Source organism: Nocardia tenerifensis NBRC 101015, assembly GCF_000308715.1.
GTDB classification, from domain to species: Bacteria; Actinomycetota; Actinomycetes; order Mycobacteriales; family Mycobacteriaceae; genus Nocardia; species Nocardia tenerifensis.
Genome location: NZ_BAGH01000609.1, coordinates 32,450 through 48,330 on the forward strand (window position 1 = coordinate 32,450; position 15,881 = coordinate 48,330).

At 68.0% G+C, this 15,881-nt stretch carries 10 protein-coding genes; 8 read left to right on the forward strand and 2 right to left on the reverse strand.

The genetic code is table 11. From position 1 onward, the window contains the following. The first annotated feature begins 85 nt into the window (after positions 1 to 85). From ON39_RS43395 to ON39_RS43420, 6 genes are all read left to right on the forward strand, one after another. Positions 86 to 1,228: a hypothetical protein gene (locus ON39_RS43395; protein WP_211336498.1), complete on the forward strand. Its 1,143-nt coding sequence runs from the start codon at positions 86 to 88 to the stop codon at positions 1,226 to 1,228. Positions 1,229 to 1,500: 272 nt separating this feature from the next. Beyond that, positions 1,501 to 2,553, forward strand: coding sequence for an NAD(P)H-dependent flavin oxidoreductase (locus ON39_RS43400; protein WP_051187875.1), 1,053 nt, complete (start codon positions 1,501 to 1,503; stop codon positions 2,551 to 2,553). A 466-nt stretch (positions 2,554 to 3,019) separates the two neighbouring features. Further along, positions 3,020 to 4,147, forward strand: a complete 1,128-nt coding sequence (locus tag ON39_RS43405) for an FAD-dependent monooxygenase (RefSeq protein ID WP_040742928.1) — start codon at positions 3,020 to 3,022, stop codon at positions 4,145 to 4,147. A 32-nt stretch (positions 4,148 to 4,179) separates the two neighbouring features. Continuing rightward, complete coding sequence (locus ON39_RS43410; protein ID WP_157195647.1) at positions 4,180 to 5,298, forward strand: alpha/beta hydrolase family protein; 1,119 nt, start codon at positions 4,180 to 4,182, stop codon at positions 5,296 to 5,298. 23 nt (positions 5,299 to 5,321) lie between these two features. Next, complete coding sequence (locus ON39_RS43415; protein WP_040742929.1) at positions 5,322 to 6,257, forward strand: VOC family protein; 936 nt, start codon at positions 5,322 to 5,324, stop codon at positions 6,255 to 6,257. 200 nt (positions 6,258 to 6,457) lie between these two features. Next, a complete protein-coding gene (locus ON39_RS43420) occupies positions 6,458 to 7,429 on the forward strand; it encodes a helix-turn-helix transcriptional regulator (protein ID WP_040742931.1) in 972 nt (323 codons plus the stop codon). Between the two features lie 344 nt (positions 7,430 to 7,773). On the opposite strand, the gene ON39_RS43425 is transcribed toward ON39_RS43420, so the two are convergent. Further along, complete coding sequence (locus ON39_RS43425; RefSeq protein WP_051187883.1) at positions 7,774 to 10,122, reverse strand: SpoIIE family protein phosphatase; 2,349 nt, start codon at positions 10,120 to 10,122, stop codon at positions 7,774 to 7,776. 56 nt (positions 10,123 to 10,178) lie between these two features. Further along, positions 10,179 to 14,435: a HAMP domain-containing hybrid sensor histidine kinase/response regulator gene (locus tag ON39_RS43430; protein ID WP_040742933.1), complete on the reverse strand. Its 4,257-nt coding sequence runs from the start codon at positions 14,433 to 14,435 to the stop codon at positions 10,179 to 10,181. Positions 14,436 to 14,780: 345 nt separating this feature from the next. On the opposite strand from ON39_RS43430, the gene ON39_RS43435 reads away from it, so the two are divergent. Further along, entirely contained in the window at positions 14,781 to 15,239 is a 459-nt protein-coding gene (locus ON39_RS43435) for an ATP-binding protein (RefSeq protein ID WP_083895071.1), read from the forward strand. A 112-nt stretch (positions 15,240 to 15,351) separates the two neighbouring features. Further along, positions 15,352 to 15,549 (forward strand): hypothetical protein, encoded by a 198-nt coding sequence (locus tag ON39_RS49810; protein WP_040742936.1) that lies wholly within the window; start codon positions 15,352 to 15,354, stop codon positions 15,547 to 15,549. Positions 15,550 to 15,881: the final 332 nt, after the last annotated feature.

The following is a 15,881-nucleotide window of genomic DNA, read 5'->3' on the forward strand; positions in this document are numbered from 1 at the left end:
GCTTGCCGGATCTCGCGGTGTGCGCGGGGTATGTGGGTCTGGTCCGGCGTGGTGAAACAACGGTTGGTCGTGGGATCGTTGGCGGGTGATGGAGGCTGTGCGGCGTGAGCTGGTGCGGATGCGGGAGTCACCTGCGCTGTGGCGGGAACTGCGCTATGAGCGTGCCAGGGATGGCGATGGCTATGTGTGTGACAGGAATGTGGCGCGGCGGGCAAAAGTGTTGTGGGCGTTGCAGTATGACCATCGGCCCGAGGACGTCGCATTGGTGCGATGGCTGGCCGAGCAGGAGGCGTGCTGTCGTCGTGAGGCGCCGTTTCAGGGATTGAGCGAAGAGACCAGGTTGGCCGGTTTTCTGCTCGCCGACTATCGGCAGGTGGCCGATGTGTGGCTGCACTGGGAGATCAAGCGGGCCAACTTCGATACGTGGGCCGGCTATGACCTCGAGCATCTGTTCGCTGCCGGGGTGGGAGAGACGGTGGCTTTCGTGCGCGAGAGCGGGCACGCCGACCGTGACGCCGTGCTCGGGCTCCTGCTCGATGAGCAGGGACGGGCGCGGGTCTCGGCGGAGGAGTTGGCGCAGTGGCGGCAATCTCAGCGGTCGTCGTTCCCTGTAGATCCTGCCGGGGAGGACCCGCTCACGTGGGTCGAGCGCGCCAAGCTCGTCGGCGACCGTGGGTTGGCTCGCCGAGAGCTGGATCGGTGGATGGGCGGTCAGGCGCGGGATGACGCCACTCTGAGCGTGCTGTGCCACCAGCTGGCCGCGCTGGGGGCGTACGCCGAGGCAGCCCAGGCGCAGCGCGAACGGTTGGTATACGCCGACAGCCCTTGGGATTCCGCGTCGGCTTACCGCAGTTTGGCCGGACTGGAACGCCAGGCCGGTGACCATCGGGCTGCTCGGGACGCGCTACGGCTGTGCCGCCGCGCGCTCGATGGTGTGCCGGGGTGGTCGATGGTAGGTCTGGGCCGGATGTATGTGGAGGAGTTGTTTCTTCTGGCGGGCGCCGCGGAAGGGGCGCTGGCCGAGGCGGTCTTCGCCGAGGCGGACCATCAGGCACGTGAGGTGCCAGGCTTGCCCATGGTGGTTTTGCGTGCCGCCGCCGAAGCGGCCGGCAAGATCGGCGACGAAACGAACGCGGAGCGCTACCAGCAACTCTGCGATGCCGAGCGAGCCCGCATCGACACCGCCGTAGCCCAGGCGCGCGGGCACCGCGACACACCCCGCTCCTGATCGACGTGCGGAGGGCCTACCGGAACGCGGCCGGCTGCGGGTGCCGAATGCGACGGTTCGCGTGGGGGCGTCGCCCGTCTTCGAACTCGAATTCGGTACCCCCGGGTGCCGCGGCGGCGCATACTGGAATGCATCGAACCCGCGGCATCACAGCCGCTGCCGAGCCCGAGATCTCCTTGCGCAGAACAACACTGGGGAACTGTCGGTGCTGCAACACGAACTTCGTCACTTGCCGGGGGGTCACTCGCCCGTCAGGATGAAGGGTTGCAGCTATGAGCGTGCTGTCCACACGGTTGACCGAAAAGTTCGCTATTCGGTATCCATTCGCTTGTGCCGGAATGGCTTTCGCGGGCGGTACCGCGGATCTGGCGGTGGCGGTCACGGCGGAGGGAGGCATCGGCGCGGTGGGAGCCGCCCTGCTGCCGGCGGAGGAACTACGGCGCTTGATTCACGAGGTCCGGCAGCGCGTCGGATCGGCACCGTTCAACATCAACCTGATCTCGTACTTCGATACCGCCGAGCAGGTTCACCTGTGCGCCCAGGAACGGGTGCCGATCGTCTCCTTTCATTGGGGGCATCCGCCCGCCGACCAGCTCGCGCAGCTGCGCTCGGCCGGAGTGTCGATGTGGGAGCAGGTCGGTTCGGCCGAGGCGGCCGGACGCGCCATCGACGACGGCGTGGATGTTGTTGTCGCGCAAGGGTGGGAGGCCGGTGGGCACAACTACGGTGGCCTGCCCACTATGGTGGGCCTGCCTGCCGTGGTGGACGCGGTCGGCGGCCGGGTGCCGGTACTGGCCGCGGGCGGGATCACCGACGGGCGTCAGGTCGCCGCGGCCCTGTGCCTGGGCGCCGACGGTGTGTGGGTGGGAACCCGGCTGGTCGCCTCCGCGGAGGCTCAGGTGCATCTCGAGCATCATCGCCGTCTCGTCGCGGCCCGCGGGGAGGACACCGTCCGCAGCTCGGTCTTCGGCCCGGAGTGGCCGCAGTTCAACCCGATGCGGGTGCAGCGCGACCGCGTGGTGGCCGAATGGGACGACCGGCTGGAGGAGATACCCGCAGACCGCGACGCGCTGGAACAGGTCGGCACCACCGTGTTCCAGGGCGAGAAGACCGTGCTGCGCAAGTTCAATGCCCTGCCGCCCACACCCGCGACCGTGGCCGACTGGGAGGAGATGCCGTGGCTGATGGGGCAGGGCGTCGGCCTCATCCGTGAGGTCAAACCCGCCGGACAGATCGTCCGGGACATGATGGACCAGGCCGAACGCGTGCTGACGGGGTTCGGTAAGGACACCGAACGCATCGCAGGCACAAGCGATTTCGGTTAGAGCGACCGGATCGGATCGTCGGCCACGCCACGCGTCGGCTACCGCCGGCGCGAGGTGCGCGACTCGATGACCAATGGCGCGGAAGGCCGGTGCAACGGGTGGATTTGCGTAGTGAGTCGGCCGCCACGAGTTTTTCGATGCCAGATTTGTTGGTACGCAGCGGATTTCCGAACGCATCGGTGGACTAGTTCGCGCCGATCAGGTCGCATCGTGGCACCCGGCTTCGATGTCGCCGATTCTCGATTCGCCTGAGCCGCTGACCTTCAACGACGGTGACCGATACCGCGCTGTCGGCGTGCTGGATCCCGGGGACCGAACCTGCGCACGTCTCCGTCTCCGGCGATGACGCGTCCGGTCGGTAAGGGGAAGCCCGTTGCCCGGAGTGGATGATCCCCGCCTGATCCGGATAACGAAAGGGCTTGGCCGCTCCTATCGTTCCGGTGAAATCGTCGCTCAGGAGTTGGTTATGAACATGTTCCGCGGTATGCGGTCGGCGTTGATCGTGGGCGCGGGCGTCGCCGGGCTGACGGCGGCCGCCGCCTTGGCCCGCAGGGGGTGGCGGGTCGAGATCATCGAGGCCGGTCGGGATCGTGCGACGACCGGATGGGGGCTGTGCCTGACCGGTCCGTCGTTGCGCGCCCTGCATGCGCTGGGCTTGGCGGACGCGTGTCTGGCCGAGGGGTACGGGATGAGTGTGATCACCCATGTGAACGTCGACGGCGCGGTGACGGACCAGGTGGAGTTGCCGCGGCTGATCGGCGCGCGGCGTCCGGCGATGGCCGGCATCGCTCGTCCCGAGTTGCACCGCATCCTGTTCGAGGAGGCCGAACGGTGCGGGGTGGTGGTACACCACGGCGTGACCGTCACTTCGATTGCGCCGCAGGGAGATCTGGTCGACGTGCGATTGTCGGACGGGACGGAGCGGCGGGTCGCCGTGCTGGTAGGCGCGGACGGAATCCGCTCCTCGGTGCGGGATCTGCTGGGTTTCGAGGCGCCGGTCGACTATCTCGGGCAGATGGTGTGGCGGGCACTGGTGCCGCGCCCGGACTGGGCTACGGGTATCCACCAGTTCGCCGGCACAGTCCACACGGCCGGGCTCGTGCCTATCTCGGGCAGCCGCGCCTATGTGTTCCTGACCGAGAACGGCGTGCCGCCGAATGCGTTGCCCGACACCGAACTCGCGTCGCGGCTGGCCGAGTTGCTGACGGTCTTCCCCGGCCGGGTGGAGGAACTGCGCCCGCTGGTATCCGCGTGCGACTCGGTGGTGCGCCGACCGGTCAAGACCACCTTCCTGACCGGCGCTTGGCACCGCGGAAACTGCGTCGTCATCGGAGATGCGGCGCACGCGCCCGCGCCGCAGATGGCCAGCGGCGCTGCCCTGGCCATCGAGGACGGGCTCGTGCTGGCCGAGGAGTTGGAGTGCCACTCGACCGTTGAACGCGGCGTCGCGGCGTTCGTCGCCCGGCGCGCGCCGCGGTGCCGCTCGCTGGTGCAGACCTCGGTGCGGATCTCGGGCCTGGAACAGGCGCAGCGTCACGGCGAGGCGTATCCACTGGTTTCCGCCTGCCATCGGCAGATGGCCGCACCCGCCTAACTCTAACCGGCACAGACGAAATGGAGGCACCGATGTCCGCTACATCCACCCGGACCCTGCCCGAGTCGCAGCAGTGGCTGCGCGAACACCTCGCGCTCCGCAAGAACCCGTTCAACGCCATCGATCACGATGCCGCCGCGCGACATATCGAAACGCTCCCCGGCACCGACCCCGAATCCTGGGCGGAGCACTGGCTTTCCGGCGCGGAGGAGTTCGCGAGCAGGGCGGGCCAGGCCGAGGCGAGCGGCGATCGCGAGCAAGCGCTGGAAAACTGGTGGCAGGCATACCAATTCGCGTTCCTGGGCCGCTATCCCGCTCCGCTGCACCCGGCCAAGCTGCACGCGTACGACCGGGCCGTGGAGTACTTCGGGCGGGTGTCCGTGCTGGAGCGCACGCCGGTACGGCACGTCGAGTTGCCCTTCGACGCGCGTGCCGGAGAAGGCGATGTGGTGCGATTCTTCGTAGCGCGCCCGGCCGGGGCGGTGGTGCGGCCGCCGGTGGTGATGATGTGGGGCGGGATCGATGTGTGGAAAGAGGAGACCTACGCGCGCGGCCGGATGCTGCGCGAGCGCGGGTTCGCGACCCTGCACATCGACAAGCCGGGGGTGGGTCAGTCGCCGGTACAGGCGAGCCGCGATGCCGAGCGACAGTGGGATCCGGTCTTCGCCTGGCTGCGCGAGCAGCCGGACCTGTGCTCCGAACGTGTTGCGGCGCTCGGCTTTTCCTTCGGCGGCTACTGGGCGATGAAGCTCGCCCACACCCATCGCGATCAGCTGACCGCCGCGGTCAACTGGGGTGGCGGCATCCATCTGACATTCCAGGCCGAATGGCAGGAGCGCAGCCGCAATGCCTCGTCCTACCTGATGGACCTCATGCCCGCGCGGGCACGCATCTTCGGCGGCAACAGCTTCGAGGACTACGTCGCCCGCTGCCCGGAGCTGTCCCTGCTCGACCAAGGGGTGCTCGATCAGCCGTCATGCCCGCTGCTGCTGGTCAACGGCAAGGACGATCAGCAAAACGCCTCGGCGGACCTGTATTTGGCGCTCGAGCACGGCAGCCCCAAGACCGCGCGGATGTTCCCCGGCGGTCACATGGGCCACGGACCCGTGCTCGAGACCGTCGTCGACTGGCTGACCGAGCGACTCGACTAACCCGACCCACTGAGGAGTACACGGTGCATACCTTGATCACCCATCTGCGGCACGTCGACATCGCGATGCCGAACTTCGCCGAGCAGCGCCAATTCTATACCGAGACATGGGGTTTGACGGAGACCGCCAACGACGCCGAGGTCTCGTTCCTGGCGGCCGAGGGCTCCCCGGAACAGTACGTGGTGCGGCTGCGCGCGGACGCCGAAAAGCGCACCGACCTACTCGCTTTCGGCGCGGCCACCGCCGCCGATGTCGACACGCTGACCGCGCGGCTGATCGCCCAGGGCGTGCGACTGGTGCACGAACCGAAACCGCTGGACACGCCCGGCGGCGGCTACGCGGTGCGCTTCTTCGACAACGAGGGTCGCGTCGTGGAGGTCTCCGCCGATGTCACGCCGCGGCGGCACCGCAGGATCGAGGCCCGCGAGCCCGTTCCGGTGCGGCTGTCGCACGTGCTGATGAACTCGCCCACCCCGGAGGCGACGGTCGCCTGGTACATCCGGAATCTGGGGTTCCGGCTCTCCGACACCATGTGCCTGGGCAGCAGCCGCGAGATCATGTGGTTCCTGCGCTGCAACAACTTTCACCACAGCTTCGGCATCGTGCGGGGACCGCACGCGGCGTTCCACCATGCGTCCTTCGAGATGCGCGGCATCGACGAGTACATGCGGGGGACCGGGAGAATGCGGCGCCTGGGCATCGAGCGACTCTGGGGGCCGGGCCGACACCGCGCGGGTGACAACTCCTTCAGCTACTACCTGGACCGGGCCGGCAACACCGTGGAATACACGACCGAGCTCGAGATCCTGGACGAGGACACCTGGCACCCGCACCTCTACGACCTGCGCGACCCGGCCAACGCGGATCAGTGGGGCACGGCCGACGAGATGAACGAGTTCATCGCCGCCAAGTCCCACAACGACATCGACCGCGGGCTGTTCGTCGCCCCACCGCTGTAAGCGTTCGCACCGAAAGGAATCCGCCTACACCGGGGCGTGTCGGAAGTGGCCGTCGCCGGTACCGACGAGGCCGTGCCGCGACCCGGTGACGTGCTGATCCAGCGCGGCACGGCCGACGACCGCGCGGTGACATACTGATCAACGCCGCCCGCCCGGCGATCCGGACGCCGTGGCGGGCGACCCACGGGAGGTGAAACGCCGTGACGGCGCCGCTGCACAACTTCCTCATCACCAAGTCGGAGAACCCGGTCGATCTGCTCAATGCGGCGACTCGGCTGTTCGGTGGTTCGATCGCGACCTCGCCTTTGGATGGTCTGTGCCATGGCGATCATGAATTGCGCGGTGTCAGTGCGGACGACTTCGCGGCCGGTTACTTCGCCTCGCCGCTGGACGTGCGCGTGGTCTCGGCGGCCGGGCGCCGGTCCTACTTCGTCAATATCGGAGTCGCGGGCACGATCGAGGCCACCCGGGGGAGCCTGCGGGCAACCCTGGACTCGGCGACGGCGGGCGTGGTCAACCCCGGAGACACCCAGGAGCTGCGGCCGCTGGGCGCCGGAACCCGGTTTCTGGGTTTGCGCATCGACGCCGCCCTGGTCGATCAGGAGTTCGCCGCGCTGACCGGGCATCCGCCGGTGTCGACGGTGCGTTTCGACTTCGGGCTCGATTTGGCCAAACCCAAGGGCCGCGCCGTGCGACTGCTGGTGCGTTCCCTTGTGGAGCAACTGGATTCGGAGGATCCGCTGTTCCAGCGTCCGGAGCTGCTGCGAAGCCAGCTCCGGTGCATCGCCACCGCGCTGCTGCTGGCCCAGCCGCATTCGCACACCGACGAACTGCGTGACGGTCCACAACCCAGCTACCCACGTTCGCTGCGCGCGGCCCTGGCGTTCATCGACGCGAACCTCGCCGAGCACATCGGCCTCGGCGACATCGCCGCGGCCGCCGACTGCAGCCCGCGCACCCTCGGATCGGCATTCCGCGATCGGCTCGGCCTCTCTCCGATGTCCTACCTGCGCAACCTGCGGCTCGAGCGGATACGCACGGACATCCTCGGCTCCACCGACCAGATCGGCACGATCGCCTATCGATGGGGCATCACCCATCTGGGCCGCTTCGCCCGCGAATACCACGACCGCTTCGGCGAATTGCCCTCCGACACCGCGGCCCGCAGGTGAGAGCAGGCTGCCCGATCGTCGCGCCCACGCACGCTCGTGCCCGGAAAGCCTTGGGGCACAGACCTTGCGGACGGCGAGTCACTGTATTCGCCGTTGGCTCGGCACCGAGCGTGGTCGTCGTCGGATAGTCGGACACCCCACTATCTCGAGCCCGACCGGTTCTCCCTGCGGCTCGCTCGATCGCAGTGGATCCGCGATCGGCGAAACCCGCGAGTTACGTTGTGGCGCACGTGGTATGGGCTCGGCATGCTATCCTTCACCGCGCGCCGAGAAGTCTCGTCCACACCGCGGTCAGTGCCGCCGGAGGGGGCGTGGTGCCCGCGGCGGGGAGTAACACACACCGGTCAGCGGCTGCTGGGTGTCGCCGGTCCTGCGCCCACCTGTATCCCGACCACACAGGTGTCGTCGTCGGTGTTGGCGTCACTGTGGTCGAGGAGGTTGTCGAGGCGGTCGTCCAGGCTGCCGGTGAAGCGGGCCGAGACGGCCAGGAGCCGGTCCACGCATTCGTCCAGGTTCCGGTCGCGACGTTCGATCAGTCCGTCGGTGTAGAGCACGAGGGTGTCGTCGGTCTCGAGCTGGAGTTCACCTTCCTCGTAGGTGGTCTCCGAGACCGCGCCGAGGAGTATTCCGTCGAGCATCGGCAGCAGGGTGGCCTGGCCGGCGCGCACCAGTACCGGCGCCGGGTGGCCCGCGCGCGCCCAGCGTAGTACGCGGGTCTGCGGATCGTAGAGGCCGCAGACCGCGGTGGCGTAGGTGTCCTCGGTGAGGTGGTGGGCCACCAGGTTCAGCCACTCCAGCAGTTGCCCCGGCCCCGCTCCGGTGGCGGCGAGTCCGCGTAAAGCGTTGCGGAGCACCACCATTCCGGTGGCGGCCGTGATGCCGTGGCCCGCGATGTCACCGACGGAGACCAGAATCTGTTTGGAGGGCAGCACCATGGCGTCGTACCAGTCGCCGCCGACGAGGTGGTCCTGCTCGGTCGGCCGGTAGCGCACGGCGATACGCAGCCCGAACGCATCGATGGAGGGCGGCGCGGCGGGCATGATCGCCTGCTGGAGTTGTCGAGCCAGCCGGCTCTGCTCGGCGGCGTGTAACTCGGTGTGCTCGAGCCGATCTCGTGTTGCCGAGAGGGCGACCTCGGTCCAGTGCTGCGAGGAGATGTCCTGGTACGCGCCGCGAATGGCACGGATGTTTCCCGCCGGGTCCAGCACCGGTTCGGCGATGACCCGGATGTGGCGGGTCACGCCGTCGGGCCGCACCAAGCGGAAGGTGGTGGAGGCCGAGGTGCGGTACTGGAGCAGGGTGAGCAGGAAGGGACGTACCGCTTCGACATCATCGTCGTGGACGTGGTCGAGCAGCTGCCCGAGGGGGATCGGGTCGGCGGCCGGCGACAGCCCGTATAGGTCGAAAAGCTGTCTGCTCCAAGTGATCTCGCCGGTGTCGGTCTTCTCCTCGAACCCGCCGACCCGGCCGAGGCGCTGCGCGTGCTGCAGTAGCTCGGCGAGCCGCATGGTCTCGTCCTCCAGCCGCCACACCATGAGCACGGCGTCGCCGTGACAGCTGATGCTGAGGGCGGCCGAGACGGTCAGCGGCACCTCGTCGACGAGTTCGGTCAGCGACGTGTTGTAGGTGCGATAGGTCTCGCCGGTGGCGAAGACGTGCTCGATGCGTTCGAACACCTTGCCCTCGCCCGCGGCCATCGGATACGCCTCGAGCAGCAACGCGCCGTCGACCAGGCTGCGCGGACGACCGGCAAGGTCGATGAAGCACGTATTGACATGGTGGATACGGAAATCGGCGAGCGTGCCGGCGGCATCGAAGTGCGGCACCAGCACCAGTGCCGGATCGAAGAGGCTGTCCGCCAGCCGTACGAGGTCGGCAGGCTCTGCTCCCCGAGATCCCCGGGCGGTGGCCAGGTCCGATTCCAGGGCGTGGGCGCAGAGTTCGGCGAGCGCCTCGAGTTGGCGCGTTATCCGGGGCGGCTGTGGCTCGAGCGGTCGCGGCCAGCACACCTCCAACACGCCGAGCAGTCTGCCGCCGGTGCCCGCCGGGATCGCCGCGCGGGCACCCATGCTGTCACCGACCGAGGGCAGCGAGGACACGCTCGAGTCCTCGATCCAGATCGCGTCTCGCTCCACCAGGGCTCGCCGCGCCGGCGTCGCCACACCGGGCGGCACGTAATGCCACCGCTCGGCCTCCTGCGGGCTGATGCCCGCGTAACCCAGCAGAGACAGCGACGCGTCGGCGCTCGCGGACCAGATCGCCACCGCGGTGGCTCCCAACGGCGCCAGCGCGTGTTCGAGCACCGACTGCGCGACGCGGTGGGTGTCACCGGCGGCGAGCAATCCGCTCTCGGCGGTGCGCAACCGCACCGCCGCGGACGAGTCGCCCGGTGCGGCGGTGCGCAGGAGGAACTCCTCCACCACGACGCTGACCTGGTCGCGCGCGGTCTGATTGACCAGATCGGCGGCGAGCTCGACCGGCGAGACCCCGGCGCGGGCGGCGAGGAGGTCGAGCTGGCGGGCGGCCTGCGCGGGTCCGCACCGCAGCCGCTCCACGAGCACTCCCTTGGCCAACTCGATCAGCGCGCGACCGTCGGCGCTGGCCTGGGCCTGCTGGATCTGCCTGCGCAGCCGCTCCACGGTGGCCGCGAGACGCTCGACCACGGCGCCCGCGGCCGGGCTACCGTCGCCCATTGCCGTGCTACCGTCGCCCGTGGCCGGCGGCGGATCGTAGCTGTCCGAGGCGGTCATCACACGCCCAGCCAATGCTGGACGCACGCGAGCAAGGCGTCCGCGTCGACCGGCTTGGTGACGTAGTCGTTGGCGCCGGAGGCGATGCTCTTCTCTCGATCGCCCAGCATGGCTTTGGCCGTGACCGCGATGATCGGCAGCGCTTCGTACTGCGGCATCTCCCGGATGGCGACCGTGGCGGTGTAGCCGTCCATCTCCGGCATCATCACATCCATCAGGACCAGGTCGGTCTCCGGTCGAGCGAGCAGGGTGTCGATGCCCTCGCGCCCGTTCTCGGCGTGCAGCACGTTGACGCCGTGCAGTTCGAGAATGCTGCTGAGCGCGAACAGGTTTCGGGCGTCGTCGTCGACGATGAGCACGGTGCGCCCGGCGAGCTTGCCGTCGGAGCGCTGCGGCGCGGCGGCCGGTGCTTCCTCGTGGCGCACCAGGGGAAGCACATCACCGGGCGCCTCGGCGGTGACGTGCAACACGATCCGTTCCCGCAGCTCGTCCAGGCTCGACAGCAGTTCGAGGGGCTGGTCGGCGGCGTGCTGCTGGAGCAGACGCTCCTGCTCGGCGTCGAGCCTGCGATTGTGCGCCAGCACGGGGACGCCACGCAAGGCGGCGTCGCCGGCCATCGTCGCCAAGAACCGCAGCGCGGCGTTGCCGGGCATGTCCAGTTCCAGTACCACGCAGTGGTACGCGCCGACGGCCATCACCGACACGGCTTCCTCCTCACCGGCCGCGGTGACGATCTGTACGGGACCACGCGGGTCGTTGCCGTCGGCGAGGTCGGCCACCGCGCTCTGCGCGACCAGGGACAACAGGCCCTGCGGTCGTTCCTCCACGACCAGCAGCCTGCGCTGCCGTGGCGGCGCGACCGGGGACACCGCGCGCTCGGGACCGCCCTCGATCCGCGGCACATCGGTGGAGTTCTGGGTGATGGCCTCTTGGAAATCCGGCCGCGCGATCGGCAGATACAGCGCGAAGGTGCTGCCGTGACCGAGTGCGCTGTCGGCGATGATGGCGCCGCCGAGCAAGTAGGCGATCTCGCGGCTGATCGACAAACCCAGTCCGGTGCCGCCGTACTTGCGGCTGGTCGTTCCGTCGGCCTGCTGGAAGGCGCCGAAGATCGACTCCAGCTGATGCTCGGCGATGCCGATACCGGTATCGATCACCTCGAACACGAGCGCGGGACCGTATCGCCGCACCGTCGCAGGCACTCGCTCGGGCTCGGCCGGGCTGATCCGCAGCTCCACGGAGCCGGTCTCGGTGAACTTGACGGCGTTGGACAGCAGATTGCCCAGCACCTGGCGCAATCGCGAGTCGTCGGTGAGCAGATCGACGGGCAGACCCGGCGCGGTCGTCACCCGGAATCCCAGTCGCTTCTGGGTCGTCATCGGCAGGAAGGTGGCCTCGACGTAGTCCAGCAATTTGCGCAGCGGGACGCGCTCGGGGGTCAGATCCATCTTGCCCGCCTCGACCTTGGACAGGTCGAGGATGTCATTGATGAGCTGCAGCAGATCCGATCCCGCCGAGTGGATGATGCCCGCGTACTCCACCTGCTTGGGGGTGAGATTACGGGCCGGATTCTGCGCGAGCAGCTGGGCGAGGATCAGCAGGCTGTTCAGCGGCGTGCGCAACTCGTGGCTCATATTGGCCAGGAACTCGGACTTGTACTTCGAGGCGAGCGCGAGCTGCTGAGCCCGGGTCTCGAGTTCCTGGCGGGCCTGCTCGATCTCGAGATTCTTGGTTTCGATGTCGCGGTTCTGCATTGCCAGCAGCGCCGCCTTCTCCTCCAGCTCGGCATTGGACCGCTGCAATTCCTCTTGGCGCACTTGCAATTCCTGCGACCGGGCCTGCAATTCGCTGGTCAACCGCTGCGATTCGCCCAGCAGTTCATCGGTGCGGGCGTTGGCGACGATGGTGTTGACGTTGACGCCCACCGTCTCCATCAACTGGTCGAGGAAGTCTCGGTGAATCCGGGTGAAGCGATGCAGCGAGGCCAGCTCGATCACCCCGAGCACCTGCTCCTCGACCACGATCGGCAGTACGAGCAGGTTGACCGGCGAGGTCTGGCCCAGTCCCGAGGAGATCGTGAGGTAGTCGCCGGGAACGTTGTCCACGTCGATCGTGCGGCGACTCCGGGCGGCCTGCCCGACCAGCGATTGGCCGAAGGTGAAACGCGACGGAGTGTCGGGTCCCTGCGGGCTGCCGTAGGAGCTGATCAGCCGTACCTCCGCCTGCGTGGCGGTGTCGTCGGCCAGATAGAACGCGCCGAATTGGGCGCCGACCAGCGGCGCGAGCTCGTCCATGATCAGCTCGGCGACCACGTGCAGGTCACGTTGGCCCTGCATGAGACTCGAGATGCGGGCGAGATTGGTCTTGAGCCAGTCCTGATCCTGGTTGGCCTTGGTGGTCTCGCGCAGTGACTCCACCATCGAGTTGATGTTGTCCTTGAGCTCGGCGACCTCGCCGGAGGCCTCGACGGTGATGGAGCGGGTCAGGTCACCTTCGGCGACCGCGCTGGTGACCCCCGCGATCGCGCGGACCTGACGGGTCAGGTTGCCCGCCAGCTCGTTGACGTTCTCGGTCAATCGCTTCCACGTTCCCGATACGCCCTCGACCTCCGCCTGACCGCCCAGCCGGCCTTCCGAGCCCACCTCGCGAGCGACCCGGGTGACCTCGGCGGCGAACGCGGAGAGCTGATCGACCATCGTGTTGATCGTGGTCTTCAGCTCGAGAATCTCACCGCGCGCGTCCACATCGATCTTGCGGGTCAGGTCTCCCTGCGCGACCGCGGTGGTGACCTGGGCGATGTTGCGGACCTGATTGGTCAGGTTGTTCGCCATGGAATTGACGTTGTCGGTCAAGTCTTTCCACGTGCCCGCGACGTTCGGTACGCGGGCCTGCCCACCGAGCATGCCTTCGGTGCCGACCTCGCGCGCGACGCGAGTGACCTCGTCGGCGAAGGCGGACAGGGTATCGACCATCGTGTTGATCACCCCGGCCAGCGCCGCGACCTCGCCCTTCGCCTCCACCGTGATCTTCTGACTCAGGTCACCGCGCGCGACCGCGGTGGCGACCTGAGAGATCGAGCGCACCTGATGGGTCAGGTTGGACGCCATGACGTTGACGTTGTCGGTCAAGTCTTTCCACGTACCCGATGCGCCACGCACCGTCGCCTGCCCGCCGAGGTTGCCCTCGGTGCCGACCTCGCGCGCGACGCGGGTGACCTCGTCGGCGAAGGCGGACAGCTGATCGACCATCGTGTTGATGGTCTCCTTCAGATCGAGAATCTCGCCCCGCGCGTCCACCCGGATCTTCTGACTCAGATCACCACCCGCGACGGCGGTGGTGACCTGCGCGATCGAGCGAACCTGGGCGGTGAGGTTGTCGGCCATGACGTTGACCGACTCGGTGAGGTCCTTCCAGGTTCCGGAGACACCCTTGACGTCGGCCTGACCACCCAGCCGGCCCTCGGTGCCCACCTCGCGGGAGACTCGGGTGACCTCGTCGGCGAACGAGGACAGTTGATCGACCATCGTGTTGATGGTGTTCTTCAGTTCGAGGATCTCACCGCGCGCACTGACGGTGATCTTCTGACTCAGATCGCCACGCGCTACCGCAGTCGTCACCTGAGCGATATTGCGGACCTGGGAGGTCAGGTTGCCCGCCATGAAGTTCACCGAGTCGGTGAGGTCGCGCCACACCCCGCCGACGCCGGGCACCTCGGCCTGGCCGCCGAGCCGGCCCTCCGAGCCCACCTCTCGCGCCACCCGGGTGACCTCGTCGGCGAAGGCGGACAGCTGATCGACCATCGTGTTGACGGTGCTCTTCAACTCCAAGATCTCACCGCGGGCGTCGACATCGATCTTCTGCGACAGATCACCTCGCGCCACCGCCGTGGCGACCTGGGCGATGTCACGCACCTGACTGGTGAGATTGCCCGCCATCGCGTTCACCGAGTCGGTCAAATCTTTCCAAGTGCCCGACACCGCAGGCACTTCCGCCTGACCGCCGAGCCGGCCATCCGTGCCGACCTCGCGCGCGACGCGAGTCACCTCCGAGGTGAACAGCGAGAGTTGATCCACCATGCCGTTGAACACCGTTGCGATCTCACCGAGCAGCCCGTCGTCCTCGGTCGGCAAGCGGGTGCCGAAATCGCCGTCGCGCACCGCCGTCAATCCAGCCAGTAGCTGCCGCAACTCCACCTGATCCGCGACTGCCGAGGCCCGCTTCCGTCCGCTTCGGGCGGAAGCCGCCGTGTCCGTCATCTCATCCTCGCTCTGGCCGATTCTCGGCCCGGTGGAACGTGACTCGCCCCGACACCGTGCAAGAGGCGTCACCGACAAGCGGTGACATGCTCGTTGCTGAACATCCACCGCAGGTCACTTTAGTCACTGGAACCTCGACGCCGTGACACGCTGAGCCCGAGACCTGGTGCGGATCCCGTGAGCACCACTGTCTTTCGCCGGCCTGGCTTGCGTGATGCGGTAGACATCCGGTTACCTGATCCCTGAGGTGGGTATAGCCCGTTTCAGTGTTGCCCGGGAACATGCCGAGGCAGCCGGCGTGACCAGCACAACCTCGATGACAGAACGGAGGTCAGAGTCGAGACGATGACCGATGACCGCCACCCCGCACGTGTCGACGACACGCTACAACTTCAGTCCAGTGCACCGTCTGTGCGTGTGCCGAGTCCGCTCGAGCTCAGCTTCGCCCCTGTCGTGTCCGAACTGGCGGTGGTGCGTGATGCGCTGCGCGACTGGCTGGCGCACACGGCGGTGGGGCCCGATCAGAGCGGCGACATCGTGCTGGCCGTCAGTGAAGCGTGCTCCAACTCTATCGAGCACGCCGGTCACGCCGACGGTGACCGTATCCATCTGCGGTCGATGATCGCCCGGAACGATGTGATCATCACCGTCCGCGATACCGGAAGCTGGAAGCCGCCGGTTCACCAACCGAAAGCGTTTCGCGGGCAAGGGATAACGATGATGCGAGCGCTGATGGACGTCGTCCGCATCACCCCGGGTTCGTCGGGCACCCTGGTAGAAATGCAGAGCACCATTCGGCTGTGAGTCTTTGCGGTCAACGCTGGCTGCGCCGGCTTCGGTAGGCCGCGCCGCTGGTTCGGTGTGCGCAGTGTCGGGCAGTACTGCTTCGAGCCGTTGCGCGAGAGGTCCACGAAGGTTGCCCGGCAGGTCGGCCCGGCGCAGACGCCGCCTCGCGATCCGGGTCCTCGCGCTGACGCACCTGCTGGGCGCATTGCCGAGTAGGCGCGCGCTGACGCGGACGGTAGCGGACGACGACCGCCGCGAGCGCCGCGACCCGGCGGGCCGCTTGCGCGCCACGTCCGCGGCCTGCCTGCCACGCGCGACCACCGGCTAGGGAGCCGCGGCCGCGGCCTTGTCGACCAGCGAGCGAAGCGGTTCGACCGGGCGACGCGAGATCTTCGGCGCGGCCGTGCTGTCGTTACTCGGCAGGCTCCCCCGATCACGGTGTGTGGCGGGACCGCTCGGTCGGCCTGTCCGCACTCACCCGCTTGATCGAGCAGGCCACGGGCCGTTCAGAACCCGGCGTGCTCCTGGTCCCGGCCGCCGCGCGCTCGGTGCCGACCGGGTCCGAGCCTTGACCGACCGACCGACCGACCGACGGCGCCGTCGCGCAGCGCGGCGCGCATCGATCGAGCCACCGCGCGGATGTCCCGTACCGACGATGCG

Excerpts from the sequence above, each read along its gene's own strand:
- ON39_RS43405 (WP_040742928.1), top strand. The coding sequence starts at position 3,020 with ATGAACATGTTCCGCGGTATGCGGTCGGCGTTGATCGTGGGCGCGGGC.
- ON39_RS43430 (WP_040742933.1), bottom strand. The coding sequence starts at position 14,435 with ATGACGGACACGGCGGCTTCCGCCCGAAGCGGACGGAAGCGGGCCTCG.
- ON39_RS43410 (WP_157195647.1), top strand. The coding sequence starts at position 4,180 with ATGTCCGCTACATCCACCCGGACCCTGCCCGAGTCGCAGCAGTGGCTG.
- ON39_RS43425 (WP_051187883.1), bottom strand. The coding sequence starts at position 10,122 with ATGGGCGACGGTAGCCCGGCCGCGGGCGCCGTGGTCGAGCGTCTCGCG.
- ON39_RS43400 (WP_051187875.1), top strand. The coding sequence starts at position 1,501 with ATGAGCGTGCTGTCCACACGGTTGACCGAAAAGTTCGCTATTCGGTAT.
- ON39_RS43435 (WP_083895071.1), top strand. The coding sequence starts at position 14,781 with ATGACCGATGACCGCCACCCCGCACGTGTCGACGACACGCTACAACTT.